15 protein-coding genes, 2 tRNA genes, 1 rRNA gene and 1 pseudogene are annotated in these 23,533 nt (G+C 40.8%); 8 read left to right on the forward strand and 11 right to left on the reverse strand.

Annotated features, from left to right (window positions below):
- Positions 1–185 precede the first annotated feature (185 nt).
- The 4 genes from HH214_RS03735 to HH214_RS03750 all read right to left on the reverse strand — a co-directional run bounded on the left by HH214_RS03735 (position 186) and on the right by HH214_RS03750 (position 2,763).
- Positions 186–259, reverse strand: a tRNA-Ala gene (locus tag HH214_RS03735).
- Positions 260–346: 87 nt separating this feature from the next.
- A tRNA-Ile gene (locus tag HH214_RS03740) sits at positions 347–421 on the reverse strand.
- A gap of 162 nt (positions 422–583) precedes the next feature.
- Positions 584–2,102 (reverse strand): 16S ribosomal RNA (locus HH214_RS03745).
- Positions 2,103–2,571: 469 nt separating this feature from the next.
- Positions 2,572–2,763, reverse strand: a complete 192-nt coding sequence (locus tag HH214_RS03750; protein WP_169606069.1) for a hypothetical protein — start codon at positions 2,761–2,763, stop codon at positions 2,572–2,574.
- 381 nt (positions 2,764–3,144) lie between these two features.
- Between HH214_RS03750 and HH214_RS03755 the strand changes: the two genes are divergently transcribed.
- The 7 genes and pseudogenes from HH214_RS03755 to HH214_RS03785 form a co-directional block, all read left to right on the forward strand.
- Positions 3,145–4,080 (forward strand): outer membrane protein assembly factor BamD, encoded by a 936-nt coding sequence (locus tag HH214_RS03755; protein WP_169606070.1) that lies wholly within the window; start codon positions 3,145–3,147, stop codon positions 4,078–4,080.
- A gap of 12 nt (positions 4,081–4,092) precedes the next feature.
- Positions 4,093–4,425 carry a DNA-directed RNA polymerase subunit omega gene (locus tag HH214_RS03760; protein WP_169606071.1) on the forward strand — a complete coding sequence of 111 codons (333 nt, stop codon included), beginning with the start codon at positions 4,093–4,095 and terminating at the stop codon, positions 4,423–4,425.
- 107 nt (positions 4,426–4,532) lie between these two features.
- Positions 4,533–5,735, forward strand: coding sequence for a bifunctional phosphopantothenoylcysteine decarboxylase/phosphopantothenate--cysteine ligase CoaBC (gene coaBC / locus HH214_RS03765; protein ID WP_169606072.1), 1,203 nt, complete (start codon positions 4,533–4,535; stop codon positions 5,733–5,735).
- The gene (gene porD / locus HH214_RS03770) at positions 5,732–6,625 is read left to right on the forward strand and encodes a type IX secretion system protein PorD (protein WP_169606073.1); all 894 of its coding nucleotides are present in this window, start codon (positions 5,732–5,734) and stop codon (positions 6,623–6,625) included. Before coaBC ends, porD begins: the two co-directional genes overlap by 4 nt.
- Before the next feature lie 267 nt (positions 6,626–6,892).
- A complete protein-coding gene (recN, locus tag HH214_RS03775; RefSeq protein ID WP_169606074.1) occupies positions 6,893–8,557 on the forward strand; it encodes a DNA repair protein RecN in 1,665 nt (554 codons plus the stop codon).
- Between the two features lie 159 nt (positions 8,558–8,716).
- Entirely contained in the window at positions 8,717–9,124 is a 408-nt protein-coding gene (locus HH214_RS03780; RefSeq protein ID WP_169606075.1) for a transposase, read from the forward strand.
- A gap of 38 nt (positions 9,125–9,162) precedes the next feature.
- Positions 9,163–9,942, forward strand: a pseudogene (locus HH214_RS03785) (IS3 family transposase); the annotation flags it as partial.
- A gap of 57 nt (positions 9,943–9,999) precedes the next feature.
- Here the strand turns inward: HH214_RS03785 and HH214_RS03790 are convergent.
- Together HH214_RS03790 and HH214_RS03795 are read right to left on the reverse strand one after the other, a co-directional pair.
- A complete protein-coding gene (locus tag HH214_RS03790; RefSeq protein WP_169606076.1) occupies positions 10,000–12,426 on the reverse strand; it encodes a M1 family metallopeptidase in 2,427 nt (808 codons plus the stop codon).
- Between the two features lie 49 nt (positions 12,427–12,475).
- A complete protein-coding gene (locus tag HH214_RS03795) occupies positions 12,476–13,054 on the reverse strand; it encodes a HupE/UreJ family protein (RefSeq protein ID WP_169606077.1) in 579 nt (192 codons plus the stop codon).
- A 66-nt stretch (positions 13,055–13,120) separates the two neighbouring features.
- On the opposite strand from HH214_RS03795, the gene HH214_RS03800 reads away from it, so the two are divergent.
- Positions 13,121–13,645: a DUF6702 family protein gene (locus tag HH214_RS03800; protein WP_169606078.1), complete on the forward strand. Its 525-nt coding sequence runs from the start codon at positions 13,121–13,123 to the stop codon at positions 13,643–13,645.
- A gap of 31 nt (positions 13,646–13,676) precedes the next feature.
- On the opposite strand, the gene HH214_RS03805 is transcribed toward HH214_RS03800, so the two are convergent.
- The 5 genes from HH214_RS03805 to HH214_RS03825 form a co-directional block, all read right to left on the reverse strand.
- Complete coding sequence (locus tag HH214_RS03805) at positions 13,677–15,377, reverse strand: DUF6377 domain-containing protein (protein ID WP_169606079.1); 1,701 nt, start codon at positions 15,375–15,377, stop codon at positions 13,677–13,679.
- 138 nt (positions 15,378–15,515) lie between these two features.
- Positions 15,516–17,981, reverse strand: coding sequence for a glycoside hydrolase family 31 protein (locus HH214_RS03810; RefSeq protein WP_169606080.1), 2,466 nt, complete (start codon positions 17,979–17,981; stop codon positions 15,516–15,518).
- Positions 17,982–18,094: 113 nt separating this feature from the next.
- Positions 18,095–18,841 carry a SusE domain-containing protein gene (locus HH214_RS03815; RefSeq protein WP_169606081.1) on the reverse strand — a complete coding sequence of 249 codons (747 nt, stop codon included), beginning with the start codon at positions 18,839–18,841 and terminating at the stop codon, positions 18,095–18,097.
- A 48-nt stretch (positions 18,842–18,889) separates the two neighbouring features.
- Positions 18,890–20,503: a RagB/SusD family nutrient uptake outer membrane protein gene (locus tag HH214_RS03820; RefSeq protein WP_169606082.1), complete on the reverse strand. Its 1,614-nt coding sequence runs from the start codon at positions 20,501–20,503 to the stop codon at positions 18,890–18,892.
- 23 nt (positions 20,504–20,526) lie between these two features.
- Positions 20,527–23,523, reverse strand: coding sequence for a SusC/RagA family TonB-linked outer membrane protein (locus tag HH214_RS03825; protein WP_169606083.1), 2,997 nt, complete (start codon positions 23,521–23,523; stop codon positions 20,527–20,529).
- Between the last annotated feature and the right edge of the window lie 10 nt (positions 23,524–23,533).

Raw genomic sequence — 23,533 nt, forward strand, 5'->3', positions numbered from 1 at the left:
CGCAACGCACAACGCATTACTCGTAACTTACTAACTGTCCCACTGTTGTCTTCTCAGTTTTTCAATTACTTCTTCCAATATGTCAAAGAACTTTTTGTGATTAGAATCAAGCGCTTAGAATCAGGATGCAAGACTTTTTATTATCTTGACTCTGTATTCTATATTCTTGAGTCTGTACCACATCGTGGAGAATAACGGATTCGAACCGTTGACCCCCTGCGTGCAAGGCAGGTGCTCTAGCCAGCTGAGCTAATTCCCCATAAGAATAGTTGTTAGTTACCGGTTATTCGCTCTCCGCGCTTTTCGCTTGGAACTTTTAACCTTGAACTTTCAACCCTGCCAGTAGTAGTCTCGAGCAGATTTGAACTGCTGACCCCTACATTATCAGTGTAGTGCTCTAACCAAACTGAGCTACGAGACTTTGGTTGGTATAACAGCCACTCTATATTGCTATAGTACTGATATGGCTTTTTCTTTTGGGTTTCTCTTTTCTTCTTTTAATCTTAAGAAATACATGTGCGTAGCAGAATTCTCTATCCTTACTGGCCTTCTTTCGTCTCTTCTTGGTTGAATACTGCTCCAGAAAGGAGGTATTCCAGCCGCACCTTCCGGTACGGCTACCTTGTTACGACTTAGCCCCAGTTACCGGTTTTACCCTAGGACGCTCCTTGCGGTTACATACTTCAGGTACCCCCAGCTTCCATGGCTTGACGGGCGGTGTGTACAAGGCCCGGGAACGTATTCACCGCGTCATTGCTGATACGCGATTACTAGCGAATCCAACTTCACGGGGTCGAGTTGCAGACCCCGATCCGAACTGTGAACAGCTTTTTGAGATTGGCATCCTGTTGCCAGGTAGCTGCCCTCTGTACTGCCCATTGTAGCACGTGTGTAGCCCCGGACGTAAGGGCCATGATGACTTGACGTCGTCCCCTCCTTCCTCTCTACTTGCGTAGGCAGTCTGTTTAGAGTCCCCACCTTAAATGCTGGCAACTAAACATAGGGGTTGCGCTCGTTGCGGGACTTAACCCAACACCTCACGGCACGAGCTGACGACAGCCATGCAGCACCTAGTTTCGTGTCCCGAAGGACTGATTCGTCTCTGAATCATTCACTAACTTTCAAGCCCGGGTAAGGTTCCTCGCGTATCATCGAATTAAACCACATGCTCCTCCGCTTGTGCGGGCCCCCGTCAATTCCTTTGAGTTTCACCCTTGCGGGCGTACTCCCCAGGTGGAATACTTAACGCTTTCGCTTAGACGCTGACCGTATATCGCCAACATCGAGTATTCATCGTTTAGGGCGTGGACTACCAGGGTATCTAATCCTGTTTGATCCCCACGCTTTCGTGCCTCAGCGTCAATCGCACTTTAGTGAGCTGCCTTCGCAATCGGTGTTCTGTGACATATCTATGCATTTCACCGCTACTTGTCACATTCCGCCCACTTCAGCTGCATTCAAGCCCATCAGTATCAAAGGCACTGCGATAGTTAAGCTACCGTCTTTCACCCCTGACTTAATAGGCCGCCTACGCACCCTTTAAACCCAATAAATCCGGATAACGCTTGGATCCTCCGTATTACCGCGGCTGCTGGCACGGAGTTAGCCGATCCTTATTCTTACCGTACATTCAACTTCTCACACGTGAAAAGGTTTATTCCGGTACAAAAGCAGTTTACAACCCGTAGGGCCGTCTTCCTGCACGCGGCATGGCTGGTTCAGAGTTGCCTCCATTGACCAATATTCCTTACTGCTGCCTCCCGTAGGAGTCTGGTCCGTGTCTCAGTACCAGTGTGGGGGGCCATCCTCTCAGATCCCCTAGACATCGTCGCCTTGGTGGGCCGTTACCCCGCCAACTAGCTAATGTCCCGCATGCCCATCTTTATCCTATAAATATTTGATCATTATGCAATGCTGCACTGTGATTTTATGCGGTGTTAATCTCTCTTTCGAGAGGCTATCCCCCTGATAAAGGTAGGTTACATACGTGTTACGCACCCGTGCGCCACTCTCATGAGCCCGAAAGCTCAATCCCGTCCGACTTGCATGTATTAGGCCTGCCGCTAGCGTTCATCCTGAGCCAGGATCAAACTCTCCATTGTAAAATGTTTTGTTTGTATCCAGACCCTATTACTCAAAATAGAAATCTGATTATTTGTATCTTTATACAGTATTCAGAAGTTTAACTTAAAGGTTTGTTTTTCTTGACAGAGTGTAGTACTTCTACTACCTCCCGCTACGCTACATGTTACTTCTTAAAAGAACTTTCTCGCCGCCGCATCTCGCTTAGGCTTTTATATCTGTCATCATTGCGATGAATAGACTTTCTGATTTTTAATCCATCTTCGTTGCGAAGATTTCTTTTTTTTTATTTTCCCTTTCGTTGTGATTGGGAGTGCAAAGGTAAAGCTTTTTTCTTTTTCTCCAAATTTATTTTTTAATTTTTTTCGGAGCTTTCCGCCTTTTCAGCGTACTTCAGAACTTTTCTGGCTTTCAGTTTGCGAGTGCAAAGGTAAGTTTCTTTCTCTTTCGTGTCAAGTACTTTTTTAAAGTTTTTTTTAGCCTACTTTCTCAGCTAAATCCCTGGCACTCCAGCTCCCCTTCCGCCGCTTCAGCTTCCAGGTCCCATTTCCCTTTTTCCCCCTCTTTCAATGTACTAACCGTCTCGCTTCCGAAACGGAGTGCAAAAGTATATCTTTTTATACCTCCCGTCAAGTACTTTTTGAAAAAAGTTTTAGCAGCATCTTCAAACTTACGTTTCATTCATTTGATGCCCCTGCTCTACTCGCTTCAACCCTAACCTTTCAATGTACTACCCGCATCCTCTCGTTTGCGGTGTGCAAAGGTAGATTTATTTCCCCATCCCGCAAACAATTTCCTGCCTTTTCTTGTTATGCCTCGTTAAACCGCTGAACTTAAGTCACTTTAATTGATGTGTGGGCTAGTATGGCCCGGGCTGCCTCTAGATAACCTATTGTGGCTATATTAATAGGTGAGATATACTGGCCTACTATATAGTAGTATAATATACTTGCCCAGGTTAGTTATTTAACGCATTTTAACAATCATCCTTTATAATAACCCACTAACTTAGCGGTTAAATAAATAATTGATTGATTTACATTATATAGTTATCTTTGCAGGATGTTAAAAAAACAACGTATATTAACGGCTAGTGCATTAATTGCGGTATCACTTATGTTTGGTAGTTGTAAAAGCGACTACGAAAAACTGAAAGCCAGCAATGATGTTGCTAAAAAATACCGCGAGGCTGTTAAGTACTATAATAAGAAAGACTATAATAAGGCACTCGACTTATTTGATGATCTTACCCAGCGTTATCGTGGTAAGGCAGAAGCCGAAGACTTATTTTACTATTACGCTTATACTAACTACAAACTAAAAGATTATACATCGGCTGGGTACCACTTCAAGAACTTTGCCGAAAACTATCCGAGCAGTACACGTGCAGAAGAGTGCCGTTATATGGCCGCTTACTGTTCTTATCTGGATTCGCCAAATTATCAGCTTGACCAAACCAATTCTTCCAAGGCTATTGAACAATTACAATTGTTCATCAACTTGTACCCAAAGAGTGAGCGTGTAGCTGATGCTAGTAAGTTGATTCAAAACCTGCGTAACAAACTGGAAGAGAAATCGTACGCAGATGCCAGATTGTATTACGATATTGGTGATTACCTATCAGCAGTTATGGCGTTCAATAATTCACTGCGTGATTATCCTGACACCAAGTATGCTGAGGAGATGGAGTTCATGATGATTAAGGCTCAGTATCTATACGCAAGAAACAGTTTATACTATAAACAGGAAGATCGTTATAATCAGGCTATCAGTTACGCCGATCAGTTTACGGAGAAATACCCTAACAGTAAATACTTGCGCGAAGCAGCATCTTACCGTAAAATAAGTGATCAAGGCATAAAACAAGCTAAGGTATTAGTTGCAGAAGCATCAGTAGATAGTAAAGTAGCTAAAAAACTGGCTAAAAAAGATACAACTACTGGTCAGCCACAATCTGTAGTAGGTAAACAAAACGAAAGAAGTCCGCAAAATCAATAAAATAAGCAGAGCATGAGCAATACTAATAACAATAAACCATCCACCGTCGCCGGCAGTACCGTAACGCGCGATTTACGTGAGTTGGATAAATCAACCAACAATATTTACGAATCTATCGTAATTATGGGTAAACGTGCCAACCAGATTTCCAACAACATCAAAGAAGAGTTGCACCAAAAACTTTCTGAGTTTGCATCTTCAAATGATAACCTGGAAGAAGTGTTTGAAAATCGCGAACAAATTGAAATTTCTAAGCACTACGAAAAATTACCTAAACCGGTGTTAGTAGCTGTTCAGGAGTTCTTGGATGATAAAGTATATTATCGGAACCCGAACAAAGAGTAAACTTCCCGGTTCCCCTATGGGGAAGTACATAAATATAGTGAAAGCCTTTCTTGCAAACAGGGAAGGCTTTTTTCATGGATTGCACCTGAAAATGATATTTTTGCAGGATGCTTGATAGCAAAAAAATTGTTTTATGTGTGTGTGGCAGCATAGCTGCTTACAAAGCCGCAACCCTGTTACGCTTGCTAATTAAGGCAGGTGCTGATGTACAGGTAGTCATGACTACCGATGCTACCCAATTTATCACGCCTTTAACTTTATCAACCTTATCGAAAAAGCCGGTTCTGGTACATTATTTTGAACCTACAACTGGCGTATGGAACAACCATGTGGAACTGGGCTTATGGGCCGACCTGTTTATCATAGCGCCAGCCAGTGCCAATACGCTGGCGAAAATGGCTAACGGGCAGTGCGACAATTTACTTACGGCCGCTTACCTTTCAGCCAAATGCCCGGTTTACTTTGCCCCGGCTATGGATTTGGATATGTGGAAACACCCGGCTACCTGCAACAATGTGCAGCAACTGCAAAGTTATGGTAACATTCTGATACAACCCGGTACTGGTGAACTGGCCAGTGGTTTACACGGTGAAGGCAGAATGGCTGAACCAGAAGAAATTGTTGCTTTCGTTGCGTCACATCTTAATAAAAGCCATCCGCTTGAAGGGCAAAAGATATTGGTTACAGCAGGCCCTACTTATGAGGCGATTGACCCGGTACGTTTTATAGGTAATCATTCATCAGGTAAAATGGGGTTTGCCATTGCAGATGAACTGGCGCGTTTGGGAGCTGAGGTTATATTAGTAGCTGGTCCTTCGACACAGGTGAGCCATGAACCACAGGTACAACGTGTAGATATTACTTCGGCCCAAGATATGCTGGAGGCATGTTTACATTATTTTGAAACAGCCAAAGCTTGTGTAATGAATGCTGCCGTTGCCGATTATACGCCTACTACGGTAGCATCACAAAAAATAAAAAAACAAACAGATAGCTTTAACATCGAACTTAAAAAAACAACCGACGTATTAAAGACGTTGGGCGAACGCAAACGCCCCGAACAAATATTGGTTGGCTTTGCGCTGGAAACACAGCATGAAGAACAGTATGCTATGGAGAAACTCAGGAAAAAAAACCTGGACTTTATTGTACTGAACTCATTGAATGATAAGGGTGCCGGTTTTAAAACTAATACCAATAAGATTACCATTATTGATGCCCAGTTGCAAAAAACCACCTTTGCACTAAAAAGCAAAGCTGAAGCTGCCGCCGATATTTGCCAGAAACTGGTAGAATTGATTACATCATGAAAAAGCTGTTTTGCTATTTACTTTTGTTTTGCCTGGATAGTGCTGCATCTGCACAAGATTTGAATGCACGTGTACAGGTGTTATCGCCCAAAATACAAACCACCAACAAGCGTATTTTTCAAACGCTCGAAACTGCCATGAAAGAGTTTTTGAACGGGCGCAGGTGGAGTGCCGAAACTATACAGCCGCAGGAAAAGATAGACTGCAGTTTTATTTTAAACATTACTGCCTGGGATAATGGCAGCGGTTTTAGCGGCGAATTGCAGGTACAGTCAACCCGGCCAGTTTATAACTCGGCTTATAATACTACCTTATTAAGTATAAACGACCGCGACTTTGATTTTTCATACACCGAAGGCCAAACCATTGATTTTAACAACCAAACCTTTGTTAGCAACCTGAGCTCGGTTATGGCTTTTTATGCTTACATGATTGTAGCTATGGATTATGACAGTTTTTCGCGTTATGGTGGTACAGCCTATTATGCCAATGCACAGGCTGTAGTAATTAATGCACAAAGCAGCACGTATAAAGGTTGGAAAGCTTTCGATGGCAACACGAACCGGTATTGGCTATCTGAAAATACCATGAATAAAACCTACATTCCGTTGAGAGGCTTTTTGTATGACTACCATCGATTAGGTTTAGATGTAATGGCTGACGATTTGAATAAAGGCCGACAAGCTATTGATGCTGTATTACCCGTACTTACCCAGCTTGACCGTACGCGCTTGGGTGCTACCTGGCCTACCCTCTTTTTTTTGGCCAAGCATGATGAATTGGTTTCTATTTACAGCAAAGCCAGTCCGCAGGAAAGATTACAAGCCATGAACACTTTAAGCCAAGCCGACCCGGCTAATGGCAATATATACCAGACATTAAGGCAGTAAAAACTTATAATTCTTAGAGTAACCGTCATGGCTGTAGCAATAGCCATGACGGCTTTTTATTTTCTAGCCTACTCACTTGTAAATGCTGTTGATACAGTTTATAGTAAAAAAACATCAATAGTGATTTCATCAGTAACCAGAACTGCTTATAGAGACAAGTAGCAACTAAATTTATTTACTAACTTTTTTAGCTGAAATATTGACATTTGCCTCTATATTAGGCACTAATTTTGCAACTTTGTATTTTCACAACAAGTATATATTTACATGCTGCAGCAGCTTTCCATCAATAATTATGCGTTAATTGATAACCTGGAAATCAGTTTTGATGCAGGTTTAAATATCATGACCGGCGAAACAGGTGCGGGTAAATCTATTATTTTGGGCGCTCTGTCGCTTATATTAGGTCAACGTGCCGAGAGTAAGTATTTTTTTAATCAGCAAAAAAAATGCGTTATTGAGGGCACTTTCAAAGTAGCCGGATTTCAGCACCTGAAAGCTTTTTTTAAAGATAATGACTTGGATTACGAAGCTGAAACTGTATTGCGTCGCGAAATATCAGCCGATGGTAAATCACGAGCTTTTGTAAATGATACGCCTGTTAACCTGACTACGCTAAAACAGTTGGGTGAACAGTTGATTGATATTCATTCCCAACATGCCACGCGCGAACTGAACGACCCGGAGTTTCAGTTGCTGATTGTAGATTCGGTAGCTAAGCACCAGTCGTTGCTGAATGAATATGAAACCAATTACCGCAGCTACAAAAAACTGAGCTCACGCCTGCACCAGTTAATTGCTGATAATGATAAAGCCAAAACTGATTTAGACTACTTTCAATTTCAGTTTGATGAATTGGATAAAGCCGGCTTAGCTGCCGACGAGCAGGAACAACTGGAACAGGAACTATATGCGCTAAACAATGCCGAAGAAATAAAACGTAAGCTGACCGGCACCATGTATTTATTACAAGATGGTGAATCGGCAGTTACCCTGCAATTGAAAGAGGCCGGGCAGCAGTTGTTGGCTTTAGAAAAATTTAGCCCTGAAGTGGCCGATCTGCACCAACGTTTAAATAGCGCCTTGATTGAACTGCGTGATGTTTCTTCAGAGATTGAACAATTAGAACAGCGCACACAAACCAACGAAACCAGAGCTGATGAAGTTAACACCCGCCTGAGTTTAATTTACAATTTGCAGAAAAAACATCGGGTTAGCAGCAATGTAGAGTTACTTGAAATACAACAAAACTTATCAGACAAAATCCAGCAGGTATTATTTGGTGATGAAGAGATTGAAAGTTTGCAACAGCAAATCAAACTGCAAAAAGATGAGCTGGAAGATTTAGCACAGCAGCTATCAGCCAACCGTTTGAAAGCTATTCCGGCTATTGAAAAGCAAGTTTTGGCAACATTGGCTGAAATGGGTATGGGTAATTCACAACTTAAAGTAGAGCAACAAACTACTCCAAACAACGAACTTACCAAGAATGGTATTGATCAGATCCGTTTCTTGTTCACTGCCAACAAAGGTCATAACCTGGCTGAAATGAGTAAAGTAGCTTCCGGTGGTGAGTTATCAAGATTGATGTTGAGCATTAAATCAATCATTGCCCGTTACACTGCGTTACCTACTATTATATTTGATGAGATTGATACCGGGGTATCAGGCGAGGTAGCTAACAAAGTAGGCATCATTATGGAACGTTTATCAAAAAACTTGCAGGTAATTACCATTACCCACTTGCCGCAAATTGCCAGCAAGGGCCAAAGCCATTACTTTGTTTATAAAGACACCAAAGCAGCTACTACCTACACCCAAATACGCCAGTTAACCGGCAAGGAACGAGTAGTAGAAATTGCTAAAATGTTAAGCGGCGACAAACCGGGAGAAAGCGCCCTACAAAATGCCCGTGATTTATTAGCTAGTTGATACCGTCTATTTTTCACCTTTTATTAAAACCCCAAGAATCAAAAAAATAGACTTCCAATAAGTACCTTAAATAAAAAAGCGCCTTAAATATTTAAGGCGCTTTTTTATTTATAAATGTTGTAAGGTTCTGAAATAAGTTGACACAATAAGTGTTAACAAATGCAAGAACAAGAAGTTAAGAGTTATCAAAGGAAGACTCAAAAAGATTACAGTTTAGCTTTTAAACTGGAGATCGTAGATGCGGTAGAAAAAGGCGAGCTTACTTACAAACAGGCCCAACTGCGTTATGGCATCCAAGGAAGAAGTACCGTTTTGGTTTGGTTGCGAAAACATGGTAGATTAGATTGGAAAGAATCGGAAACCATGAAAAGAGATACGCCCAGTAAAAAGATCAGGGAACTGGAGAAGAAGCTAAAGCGCCTGGAGCAAGAGAAAGAAATACTGAACCGGGCGATCGATATAGCCGATAGTCAGTTGCATACAGATATCAGAAAAAAGTATTTGAGCCTGTTGTCAGAAGCTACAGAACAGGCTCAAAGCAAGAACGGCGAACCGTTGGATCAGTAGCTAAAGTTTTAGGATACAGCCGACAGTATTTCTATAAACACTGTAAAGAGCAGGCACACAGAGCAGCGCATGAATTACAGGTAAAACAACTTGTCGATAAAGAGCGCAAGGTCTTATCCCGCTTAGGCGGCAGAAAGCTTCACCACCAGATCAGAGATAGTCTACAGGCACAGCAGATCAAGTTCGGTCGGGACAAACTGTTTGCATTGCTGCGAAAGCACAGTATGCTTATTCTGCCCAAGCGTCGGTATGTACAGACAACGATGTCAAAGCATTGGTTAAGAAAATACCCTAACCTGATCAAAGGCATTGTTGCCGGACGACCTGACGAAGTTTGGGTAAGTGATATCACCTATCTTAAAACTGACGAGGGGAACTGTTACCTGAATATGGTTACCGATGCCTACAGCAGGAAGATAATGGGCTATGCTATAGCTGACAATATGGAAGCAGCCCAAATGAAGCAGGCTTTTCAGATGGCTGTTAAGAACAGACAAAATAAACAATATCCGTTGATTCATCATTCAGACCGGGGCCTGCAATATTGCAGCGCAGAATATGTAAGTATAGCTGATCAGCACGAAATAAAAATGAGTATGACAGAGAATGGTGACCCTTATGAAAATGCATTAGCGGAACGAATGAACAGGACCTTGAAAGAAGAGTTTGGCCTTGGTAATGTTATGAGATCAAAACTACATGCAAAATTATTGACTGAAGAGGCCATTGATCTATACAATAATCGAAGGCCACACTTATCTTTGATAATGAAAACACCGCAAAGTGTTTATAAACAAAAATCCCAGCTACTCTCGTAACTGGGACTATCGTAAAATCTGTCAACCTATTTCAGGACGATTCATGTGCTAATTTTTTTATTTAGTACCTGAAGCCTGCATCGGGTTAGTACCTACTGATTGGCCACGAACAGCACCAGCACCTCTTTGTTTAAACACCTGGAACTTGGATGGCTCCGGCAATTTACCCCAGTAGTTGTTGGTTTCGTCAATATCGGCAGTTTCACGCATTGGGTCTAATTTGATAGAAGCTACTTCTTTATCTTGTACATAGAATTTAGAAGCAGTTTTCTCGTTCAGACGCCATATCTGGGCAGGAATACGATCTACTTGTTTAGTACCATCTTTAAAAGTAAATTCTACAATAATTGGCATAACCAAACCACCTTTATTGCTGAATTTAAGTTCATAAAAATATTTGCGGCCGTATAACGCTTTATCTTGTTCAGTAAAGCCATCTGCTGATGTAGCTGTTCTTTGTGGTGGCATTTTTGCTTTAGCAATGCTGTTAAACTTAGCTGTATCTACAGCAGCCAAACCACGATCATACTTGTAATAAAAATCCTGTACTGCCGGATCACGCTCTACGTAAAACTTAATGTTTTTGTCTTCACGGTTACGAACTTTTGAAATATCATCAAAGCTGTTTACTTGCGGAGCATCAGCACGGTTTGCTGCCATTCTGTTTTCACGACGGCCACCAAAACCTACTACATTGTTAGGACTACCGTTTAGATCAGCTCTACCTACTTTAACAGAATCCAATGAAATGTCTACCGGATCAGTACCATAGAACCAGCCTCTCCAGAACCAATCCAAATCTTCGCCACTGGCATCTTCCATTGTGCGGAAGAAATCGGCAGGAGTTGGATGCTTGAAAGCCCAACGTTTAGCATATTCTTTAAAAGCATAGTCGAACAACTGGCGGCCCATAATTGTCTCACGCAAAATGTTCAAACCTGTAGCTGGTTTTGAGTAAGCATTTGGCCCGAAACGAACAATGTTTTCAGAGTTGGTCATGATAGGCTCTAACTCATTTTTTGGTAGCTTCATGTAATCAACAATGGTATAAGCTGCACCTTTCTTGCTTGGGAACTTATTATCCCATAATTCTTCAGTCAGGTACTCTACGAATGAATTTAAGCCTTCATCCATCCAAGTCCACTGGCGCTCGTCGCTGTTCACAATCATCGGGAAGAAGTTGTGCCCTACTTCGTGAATGATTACGCCGATCATACCGTTTTTAGTAGCTTCACTATAAGTACCATCTTTTTCGGTGCGCCCATAGTTAAAGCAAATCATTGGGTATTCCATACCGTTTGATGCTTCAACACTTTGCGCCACCGGGTACGGGAACGGAATAGAGAAGTCTGAATAAGTTTTAATAGTGTGCGCAATTAAGCGGGTTGAATATTTGCTATACAGGTTGTAAGCTTCTTTGCCATAATAGCTCATCGCCATTACTTTCTTGCCCTCCACGTTCACCCCCATACCATCCCAAACAAATTTACGTGATGATCCCCAGGCAAAATCTCGCACGTTATTAGCTTGGAATACCCAAGTCTTTTTAGCAGTGCTCGGGTGAGTTTCCGCTTGTTTGGCTTCATCTAAAGTTACAATCTCAACCGGAACTGTTGAGTTTCGAGCTTTGTTGTAACGGGCTAAACGTTCAGGGCTTAATACTGCGTTGTAGTTAACACATTCGCCGGTAGCACCAATCACGTGGTCGGCAGGAACCGTCATTTGTACGCGGAAGTTACCGAAAGTCAGGGCAAACTCTCCACGACCGGTAAACTGGTGATTTTGCCAGCCTTGAAAATCGCTGTACACACACAAACGAGGATACCACTGGGTCATGGTAAACAAGTAGTTGCCATCTTCAGGGAAGAACTCGTAACCACCTCGGCCCCCCATAGCCATACGGTCTGATATTTTATAGTTCCAGTTAACATTAAACGCAAATTGCTGACCTGGCTTTAGCGGCGTAGGCAAATCAATCCGCATCATGGTTTTGTTGATTACATAAGGCAGCTTCTTGCCTGCGGCATCAGTAAGCGATGTTATTTTATCACCATATCCGTTATCCTCACCGCTTTTGTCCGCACGTTCCAGTATTTGCGCATTCACACCACCACGTGGCATAATTGTGCTGCTTTGGTAACCTGAATTATTAATATTATTATGCTCATTTTCATCCAACTGCAGCCAAATATAGTCTAACGGATCGGGTGAATTGTTAAAGTATGTAATGGTTTCGCTACCGGTAAGCTTTTGATTTTTTTCGTCCAGTTCGCATTTGATATTGTAATCAGCACGTTGTTGCCAGTACTTAACACCAGGAGCGCCACTGGCTGTTCTTTGCTCGTTCGGTGTAGTTAAAATTGTACCCAGCTGTTCAAACTTGTTGCCATGGTTGCTACCCGGATTGTTTTGAATGTCTTGAGCGTAGGCCAGTTGCATTAGGCTGGCCGATAAAAATGTAACAGAAAGTATTTTTTTTATCATAGTATAAGGTGACAAATAACAATGTTGGAATAAAATTAAACTTTTTTCATCAGAATGGCCACCTTTCTATCGCCATTTTTACAGATAAGGCAAAAACAGCCGATGCTAGAAAGAAAATCCAATCTCTTCTTTTAACTTTTATAATATCCAGGAAAATGAAAGCTACTATTAAAATTATCGCTACCACAAACACCTGCCCAGCCTCAAGTCCAACATTAAACCCGAACAAGCCTAAACCTAAACTCTCATCCTGAGCCAGCATAATGCGGATGGCATTGGCAAACCCCATACCATGTATAAGTCCAAAGCACAGGGCTAGATAATAATTAATACGTGCACTCTGCTCCTTACGATCAACTTGTATTAGGTTGTTGATGGCGGTAATGAATATGGTACAAGGTATCAGAAACTCTACCCATTTACTTGAAAAACGAATGACATCCAGCACGCTCAGCACCAATGTTAAAGAATGCCCGATGGTAAAAGCTGTAATTAAGATAAGTACCTGCTTGATATCTTTGAAAGTAAAAACCGAAGCCAGTGCCAGCACAAACAATTGATGATCAAGTGCATCGGCGCTGATAATGTGCTCCCACCCTAACTTAAAATAAAAAATAAAATCAGACATTCAACGTTCAGTATGCAAAACGCTAAATTTAAGGCGTTTTTTCATAATTAAAACTTCTAGGCAATTATGTATGCTTTAATTTATCAATCCGTGTTGTATTGCTACTTGTTTACAGGCTCATCTTTTTTCGGGCATAAGCCTTTACCTGTTCCCCACCCATTACATGTAAGCACCAGTGATATTAGCTACAACGGGCAGGATAATAAGCTGGAAGTGACCTGCACTATTTTTACCGATGATTTTGAACAAGCTTTAGCCAAGCAGTATAATACCAAAACAGATTTAACCAAGCCAACCATGCATACCGCGATGGATGCTTTGGTTAAAAATTATATAAACAGCCATCTGCATATCAGGAGCGGTGCTGGAACCATTGTTCTGAATTACTTAGGTTATGAAATTGACCGGGAAGCCGTAAATGTTTATCTGGAATCGAACAAACTGCCAGTTATCAAAAAAGAAACTGCCGACGTTAGCTTACTGCACAACCTATACGACGATCAGATTAACATTGTACACATGACGGTAAATAGCGTACGCAAAAGCACTAAGCTGGAATATCCTAACACTAAAGTAAGTCAGGATTTTTAATCCGGCGTGTATCTGCACCAGCGGTGCTAGCTTAAACAGATTTAGATTCTGCTTTTTTATTGGTAGTAGTAGCTTGCGGAACTATGCGCTGTGCTAGGTGCTGTATTTCAGATTGCAGCGTGTCTACCGCCTTAATAGCCATAATGCGTTTATCAAACTCTTCGCCGTGTACCAAAGCTTTGGCCTTGATGCGCATTTTATACACGTAAATAGTTTTTTCGGTATATTCCAGAATGTTGGCAATAGCTTCGGTATCGGTAATTCCCATCCGGATGAGAGCATATATCCGTAAGTCGGTGGTCAGCACCTCATTTTCCTTCGGCCAAATCTGGTCTTTTTCAGCAAACAAAGAATTGAACGCAGGTATGAAGTTCGGGAATATTTTCAAGAACACATGATCGAAGGTGTAAAACAAGGTTTCACGCTCCTTTTTGATATTGATTTTATTAATGGTTTGCTGAATATCCTCATACTTCTTGATAGATAGCTTGGTATCGATAGAGTTCTTCAGCTTTTCTAATTTTAGAATATAGCCGGAAATAATGTTAAAGAAGTAACCAATATAATCTTCCTTAATGCGCGCATCTTCTTGTAAGCGTTCGTTAATAGCTTCTAACTCGGTATTTTTATCTTCAATAATTTTTTCTTTAGCCTGTACTTTTTTCAGCTGTTTGAACAGGATAAAAGAAAACAACACGACCAACAAAGCCAATACCGTAATAACGATCAGGTAAATCAAAAACCGCATACGGGCTTTTTCTGAATCATTTAATTCTTGAGCAGCTACAATGGGCAACACATTGCTGATTTGAAACTGCCTTTGGCGAGCTCCATAAAACTCAGCATCAGCCATAGCTTGCTGTATAAACCGGTAAGCATTAGGGCTATCTCCATCCTGATACAATTGCTGTGATAGCCAAAAAAGTGCAACAGCTTCTTTAGTGCATGCCTGAATATCGGCTATAGCAGCTTTAGTCAACAAATCAATACTCTTTTGCCGCTGGTTACTGGTAATATACAAGTCGCCTAAGGTGGATGTGACAATAGCATACTGGTGACGGCTTAGTTGGTATTTAGTCATCAGCTGGATGAAAGCACGCTCGGCAACTTTATATTGTTTGTTCTTAAAAGCCTTAAATCCCGTCAGGTACAACCAGTCGTATGATCCGGGTTTACTAATGGCAATTGCTGAATCAATATACCGATTAGCATCATTGTTATAGCGAGGAGAATAACGGTGATCATCGTCATAGGCTGCCAAGTCATAATTGGCGCGGGTCAGAATAGAATAATACTCGAACTTTGCCTTCGTATCTAGATAATGAGAGTCAATATTGCGCAGGTTATCAAATGTTTCTTTGAACATACCTGACGACAGCAGGATGAAAGCCATTTTGATTTGGCTGTAATATACCTTGGCTTTGTCATTCAACTGATTGCCTAGAAGCTGCATTTTACCAGCATACACCGCAGCCGAATCGTATTGGTAGGATTTGTACTCATTATAGATACGATTGCACAAATCATACTGCTGCAAGCGGCTACTAGCTGGCATTTGCTTCAATTCAGCTTTTAGCGAATGAAGAGTTATTTGCTTCTGATGATCGTAAGCTTCTTTTTTACCAAGTTCTGTTTCCAGTTGTTTAATCAAATCATTAGTACGAGCCAAAGCAATATTGGCACATACCATTAAGCACAACAGGGTACAGAAGCTTTTAATACTAATTTTCAACACTTTACAAAAGTAAGGGGTAATCTGCAATTTTGGTTAGGAAATATAAACGTTACCCAATCTAATCACACAAAAAAGCCCCGGATTTAAGTGATTAACTTCAATCCGGGGCTAATATTATACTTATTTGAAATCTATTTAGTAGTTAATAACAACACGATTATTGCTGTTACTAATTATCATGCTTTGTACATTATGACCTTCAGCCTGATTAGCTGTACCCTGTGGATCAAACTTGGAGATTGGTGTAAGTAAAGATACAAACTCAGTAGATACTTTGCCATTTGCACCACTGGCTTTAATGTTAGCATTGCTGCCAAAACCATGCAGTTGCAGCTTCAGGTATTTGAATTTAGATGATATACTACCTTCTGCCTTTTCAAACACAATTTGTTTTTGAGCAGCATTGTAACTGATAGTACGTTTGTAAAAAGCACCATTTTCGTAGCTATAGCTTTCGCCATCATCCTCATAATACACAAAGCTATTGTTACGATTACCTTTGTAAATATGAACCGTTAAAGTATCTGTTGGCTTTTCGGCTGTAGTTTGTACTAATGATTGCATGGGGATAATGCTGCTTTCTTTCACATATACGGGCAGCTTATTCATGCTTACATTCATAATTTTTTCCTGCTTGCCTGAAATCAGCTCATCATTATATAAATCATACCAATCGCCACCTGGAAAATATACAGTACCGTAATTAGCTGAACCAATAAACGGAGCAATCATTAAACTACTGCCAAACTTGTATTGGTTTTCAAATTTAGTATCGTAAATTTTAGGATCATGCGTATAGTCGATAGCTAATGAACGTACCACCGGTTCACCATTTTGAGTAGCCTCATAGAAGGTTGAATACAGGTAAGGCAGCATACGGTAACGCAGGTTTACATAGTTACGTGATATTTCCAGCACTTCTTCACCAAAAGCCCAAGGCTCGGCTGATTTAGTATTTACCGCCGTATGGTTACGGAAGTAAGGACTGAAAGCGCCAATCTGCATCCACCGTGCAAATAACGGAATGCTGGGATTACCCGTAAAACCACCAATATCCATTCCAGTAAATGGCACGCCGCTTAAGCCCAAACTGCTTAATAGGCGTACGCCTAATAACATGTGGTCATCTTCAGCACGGTTATCACCAGTCCAGATGGCAGTATAACGCTGTAAACCGGCATAGCCAGAGCGGGTTAATATGAACGGACGTTTGCCAATAGCGTTTTTGAAACCTTCAAAACTGGCACGAGCCATATTAAAACCGTAAACATTGCGAGCCTGTAAATGAGATGCTCCTAAACCAGCATAATTGAATAGAATATTATCCGGATTTTTTTGGCCCCAGGTTGAAAACTCGTTCATATCATTCCAGATACCACTGATGCCATCGGCAGCATATTTCTTAATTTCAGTACCCCACCAAGCACGTGCTTTATCACTGGTGAAGTCAGGGAAATGGCACCAACCTGGCCATACTTCACCCGTGTAATTGGTACTGTCAGGATACTTAACAAAGATATTTTCTTTCAAGCCACGTTCGTAAACGCCATAGCCAGGTTCAACCTTAACACCAGGGTCAACAATTACGGTCAGCTTAAAGCCCATGTCTTTCAGCTTAGCATTCATTTTAGCCGGATCAGGAAAACGTTGTTTATCCCAGGTGAACACTTTGTATTTATCCATGTAGTGGATATCCAAAGTGATACCATCAGCCGGTATTTTCTTTTCACGCAAGGTTTGCGCAATACGCATTACTTCAGTTTCGGGATAGTAGCTATATCGGTTTTGCTGATAACCCAAGCTCCATAGTGGTGGCATTTTCATACGACCAGTAAGCCAGGTATAAGAAGTAATAATATCGGCTACTTTTTTGTGGTAAATGAAGTAGTAATTCATTTCACCGCCACGGGCACCAAATGATGAAAAACGGTTATTACTGGCACCGAAGTTAAAGTCGCTCTGGTAAGTATTATCTAAAAAGATACCATAGTTCAAGCCATCATGCACCCCCATATAGAAAGGGATAGTAGAATATATAGGATCCTGATCGGTACGATAGCCAAATGTATCTGAATTCCAATGTGTATAACCACTACCTCTACGGTTTAAACCTCCCGTTTTTTCACCCAGTCCAATAAACTTTTCATCAGGTTGCATGTGTTTGTAAGTAGTTACCGATTCATTTACCCATGAAGTGGTTAAGCCCTTTTCATCTTCACTAATCACTTTGTTATCCAGCGTATAGAAAGCTGTGCGGAAAGGCTTTTTGTAAATTATCAGCTTTACGGAATCTGTTAATACAGTAACGTCATTTGCGCTTTCAGTAACATTAGCTTTTGTTTTTTCTGGCGATGCAATTACCGCAAAGGAAAAATCCCGGCCTAGTGGTTGTTTATCAATACGTACCCGAATAACTGATGGGCTATATACGGTTACTTCTGCATGAGCATTGTCGGTAGTCAGTTTAACCTGTTGCCCGTTAATTTGTACATTGTTTACATTGCCTATACTTTTAACCGGATTTGTTTGCGCATCAGCTGCTGTACCTAAAGAAACGGCTAAAAACGAAACAAACAATGCCCGGCATAAGAATTTTGCCATAATTAGTTTTATAAGTTGTGATGTGTAAACCCATCAATAGCTACGTTTGCTATTGATGGGTAAAAGATGAGAGACGTATCAGGCTATCAGTAGTGTTTGATGGCCTGTGTTCATTACTGTTTAGTAATGGTATAAGTCAGTTTGGTCATATCCACAGTTATCGTGAATGTACCTGCGCTTGGGAAAGCTAAGTTAGCTCCTGAAGTACTCAATACACCATTGGCACCACCATAGCTCGTATCCCAGTTTTGTGCTGGTGTAATTTTGAAACCTAAGTCGGTTGTACCTGCCGGAACAATAACTGTACCCGTGTAAACACCATTACTTGTAGTTGAAGACAAACTTGGTGCAGTAGCCGGAGTCCAGCCTTGATAACCACCCGGTACATACACATAATAAAGTACGGCGTACGGCGTAACAGTCAAATTTATTGTATTAGAGTAAGCCGGATCAACGTTAGCGGCAATAGTTGATTTAACACGTACCTCAACCTGAGTAGATACACCTGTAGTTAAACCTAATGAACTTAACATAGTATTCAGATCACCTACAGTAACTGAAGTATTGCCTGGAGCAGCGCTAATTTCCTGAGCGGCCACAAAGTTGCTACCTTTTTTACCAATTTGAATAGTGTAAGTTACTCCGGTTTGATACCCTGTTACTGGTGTAGCTGCCGACAAGCTAAAAGTTACAGCAGTACTAGTACTGGTAGCTTGCGTTAAAGCTGGTGAAGTACTTGATGCTGTTAAAGTACCCGCGCTACCAACAGATGAGTACACTTTAGTTTCATCCTTTTTGCAGGAAGAAAACAACAGTAAAATACTGCTTATTGCTAATAATGTAGTTAATATTTTTCTCATAACAAAATTTGTTAAACACCCTGCCTAATCAGGCAGGGTGTTATTAAATTAATAACCTGTATTTTGAACTAAATTCGGGTTGTCTATAATGTCAGTGTTAGGTATTGGATATAATGTACGGTATGATTCTGCACCTTTACCGTTCTGTACACCACCTTTGTAAGGCCATAAGTAGCTTGAAGAAGTAAATAAACCGTAACGAATTAAATCTGTACGGCGGAAACCTTCCCAGTATAGCTCACGACCTCTCTCATTCAATACATCTGTTAAGCTAACACTGCCTAAGTTACCATTGGCACTGCCATAAGCACGTGTACGCAAGATGTTGATATCAGCTAGAGCTGAAGATGTACTGCCAGCTCCACCACGCAAGGTAGCTTCAGCACGAATCAGGTACATTTCTGCTAAACGGAACAATGGAAAATCAGTTGAGGCATATACACCACCTGATGTTGTATTAGTTGCGCTACCATTAACGGAATATGGAGTTGTACCATCAGAATTAAGATTCTTGAACTTAACTACGGCTAAGCCTTGTGTAAAATCATTAATATTGCTTATAACCAAGTTCGAACCATAAAACATGGCACGCTTGTCTGTTTTACCACTGTAATCAGAAAACATATTAGGCAATGCACTAGTACTACGGTTACCACCCCATCCACCATTAGGCACACCGTACAGTGATGGTGTCATAGCACCATTAATAGCAGCATTGATAATGTAGGTAGTACCACCATAGTTTTGTGAACTTACACCATCATAGTTAATTGCCAAAATAGTTTCAGTATTACTCACATTATTATCAGCTAAAAACAATTTAGCATAGTTTGATTGTAATGAATAACCAGCACTAATTACCTTATTAGCATAAGTAATAGCTTCAGTATATTTTCCATTACCAGTACCTAAGTAAACTTCAGCATTCAGGTACATACGAGCTAACAATGCATCAACTGCTGCAGCATCAGCGCGTCCGTACTCGTTTTGACGGGCAGGAACCATTGAACCTTCAATAGCTTTTAACTCCGACTCGACGTAAGCAAACAACTTAGCCCGGGTTATTTGAACTGGCAGATATTTACCAATAGGTGTAGTTTCATCAACAAATGGAGGATTACCAAATAAATCCATCAAAACCCAATATTGGAAAGCTCTCAAAAAGCGAGCTTCAGCCCGGTAATATTTAATATTGGTGGCATCGGTTCCAGTAAATCCGCGACTAGCAATTTTGTCATCTGTTGATTCACGAATGAATGCATTAGCTACAGTAATTTGGTATATGGAACGAAAATATAAACCCTTTAACAAGCTGTTACTTGAACTCCAGTTCAAATTGTGAAAGTCAGGCACATCAGCATCATTCCAGGCACAAACTGCCTCTTCAGTAGGCCATTCCTGAACGCTCCAGAATAAGCGCAAAAAGTCAGAAGTACCCGCATCAATACCTCCCAAGTCAGAACTGGCCGAGCCACTACTACCTGTTAAGGCATAAGCACCATAAACTTTAGCTAATGATTGTTTGTAACCGGTAGCCGTACTATATGCCTGATCAGCTGTAGTTGCGTTGGTAGGCGTCCGGTCTAAATCTTTTTTACACGATGCTAAGCTCACGGTAATTAATACTGCAATACTTAAACATCTTACTATATTATTTTTCATGCCTTCTCTAATCTATCAGTTAATTAAAAACCCACATTCAAGCTTAAAGTGTAAGTTCTTGGGCGTGGATAAAAATTATTGTCTATACCACCATAAACCTCAGGGTCTAAGCCTTTGTATTTGGTGATTACAAATACATTTTGCACGTTAGCGCCTACGTTTAATCTAACTTTTTTGTGGTATACATTACCAAAGTTGTATGATAAACCAGCATTATCCATGCGCAGGAAAGATGCATTTTGAACGTAATAATCAGACAAGTACTGGCTATTGGTAAATCCGGTACTCAACAAATTGCTGTTTGCATTATTGATAATACCGGTTGAACTGATTAAAGTGTTTTCAGTAGCCGAATTTGACTGTACGTTATTGTACATGTAGTTACCTAAGTGAGCGCGCAATACAGTACTAGCTGTCCACTTTTTATAAGTGAATTGCGTACTAAAGCCCATAATAAATTTAGCATATGGAGTTTTGTATTGATACAAATCACTAGAGTTAATTACGCCATCACCATTCAAATCTTGATATACGCCTTGTAAAGGTTTACCGGTTTTGGAATCATACACTTGTTTGTAAATATAAAAGGCATTAGCTGTGTAACCTGCTTGTTGTACCTGAACTGTATTTCCGGTACCACCAGAAATTGAGCCTACCAGGTTTTGTGTTGTGGTGCCATTACCCGTAGTTGATAAGTTAGTAACTTTATTGTAGTTGTAAGCAATATTATAGTTTAAAGACCAATTAATATCTTTAGTCTTAACAGCTACCGCATTCAAGTTAAATTCAATACCACGGTTTACCATATTACCTACATTGGTAGTAAGTCTGTTGGTAAAGTTAGTACCAGCCGCTAAATACACGGTTGACAACAAGTTTGAGGTATTCTTATAGTAAGCATCGATAGTACCGCTGATGCGCTGGTTCAGGAATCCAAAATCAAAACCTACGTTAGTAGTTTTAGTGTTTTCCCATTTCAGGTTAGCATCGTAAGCTGATGGCGTGTACATGTAGTAATAGTTGTTGCCAAATTGATACTGTGATGATTGTACGCCCAGATAGTAAGTTGGTATGTAGCTATAATATGGAATACCATCTTGCTGGCCTGTTAAACCGTAGCTTAAACGTAATTTTAAATCAGATATCGCTTTTGAATCTTTCAAGAAGTTTTCGTCAATAATTCTCCAGGTAAAAGCAACTGCCGGAAATACGCCCCAACGATTTTCTGGCGAAAATTTAGAAGAACCATCTGTACGAATAGAGCCTTGTAAAATGTACTTATCATCAAAAGTGTAAATTACACGGCCATAGTAGGATTCAATAGTATAACGTGGAATATCAAAGTTATACAGCGGAGTTGTACCTGCAATTAATGTACCGGCTGCATTATAAGTAGCAAAGTTGCGGGTTGACGTTCTAAAATCATTAAAAGAGTAACCTGCAGTAGCATCAATTTTGCTCTTAATTGATTTAAAAGTATTAGTATAGTTCAAGTAAGCTTCAGCAACAGAATTATAGTTCTTTTGATGATATTCTGAACTGGTACCTAAAGTTGTATAAGCTTGAGCTGCATTAGCTGGTACGAATACACTACCACCGCCTTTTGATAAATCATAACCCAAGTTTACGTTAGCACGTAAAGCTTTCAGGAATGGGAAACGGTAATCAGCAGTAAAGTTACCAAAGCTACGGTAAGTATCACCTACACTATGATAGTCATTTAGTACGCCTACCGGGTTGCGTGGTGCATTAGGGTTTAAGCCTGATGATGCATTACCTGGTGTATTATACCACTCATAATAGCCATTGTAAGGTGATGTAGATGAATAAACTGATTGAGTGGGATCAAAAAAGGCTGCAGCACCAATAGCACCTTGGTTAGCAAATCGGCTATGGCCATAGCTACCATTTAGATTGAAATCTAATTTCAAATCATCGTGAAAAAATTTAGGGCTTAAGCGGATAGCAGTTGTGGTACGTTGCAAACGGTCAGTTTTTAACAAACCTTGCTGATCCAGGTAACCTACAGATACACGGTAAGGCAATTTTTTAGTAGAACCCGCAATGCTCAAGTTATTATCTGATGTTAAAGCATTTTGATAAATCTGATCTTGCCAGTCAGTATTAGCTGAACCTAACAGTGAAGACTTACTAGTACCATGAGCAGCATCATATGCTTTTACATAACTACGTATTTCATCAGCACTTAAAACATCCAGCTTATTACGCAGGGTTGCTATTGAATTTTTAGATGAAAAGTTAACTTGAGGTTTGCCTGATGCACCTTTTTTGGTAGTAATGAAAATTACACCATTTGATGCTCTTGAACCGTATATAGCCGTTGAAGCTGCATCTTTCAACACAGTGAAAGTTTCAATATCATCAGGGTTAATCAATGATAATGGATTAGCAACACCAGAAATACCGTTAGGACTTAATGGTAAACCATCAACCACAATCAATGGATCGTTGCTGGCATTTAAAGAAGCTCCTTGACGAATACGGATTGTAGCACCAGCGCCAGGTTGACCACTGTTTGTAGTAACCGCCACACCAGCAATTTTACCTTGAATTAATTCGGCAGGCGATGTTGTAGTACCTTTCTGGAAATCTTTAGAAGAAACAGTAGTGATAGCACCAGTAGCTTCTTTACGAGTAGTGGTACCATAACCGATTACAACAACCTCATTTAAAGCCTGAGTTTGGGCTTGTAGCTGAAAGTTGACAGCAGCAGGCGCGCTTGCGGTAACCGTAACTGTTTTTTGTTGGGTAACAAACCCGAAAAAGCGGGCCGAAATGGTATAAGTACCAGCTGGTACATTGTTGATACGGTAATTACCATCTACATCGGTTGATGCGCCTAAGGTACTATTGCTCAGGCCTACAGTAACACCTGGCAAGGTTTGGCTGTTGTTATCCAACACCCGGCCTGTAATGCTGCCAGTTTGTGCAAATGCTGCGCACGATAGTACGAGCAGTAAACAAACAAGCGCATACTGTTTAAAATAAATTTTTCTCATACACTTTTAA

Source organism: Mucilaginibacter robiniae (assembly GCF_012849215.1).
Taxonomy (GTDB): domain Bacteria; phylum Bacteroidota; class Bacteroidia; order Sphingobacteriales; family Sphingobacteriaceae; genus Mucilaginibacter; species Mucilaginibacter robiniae.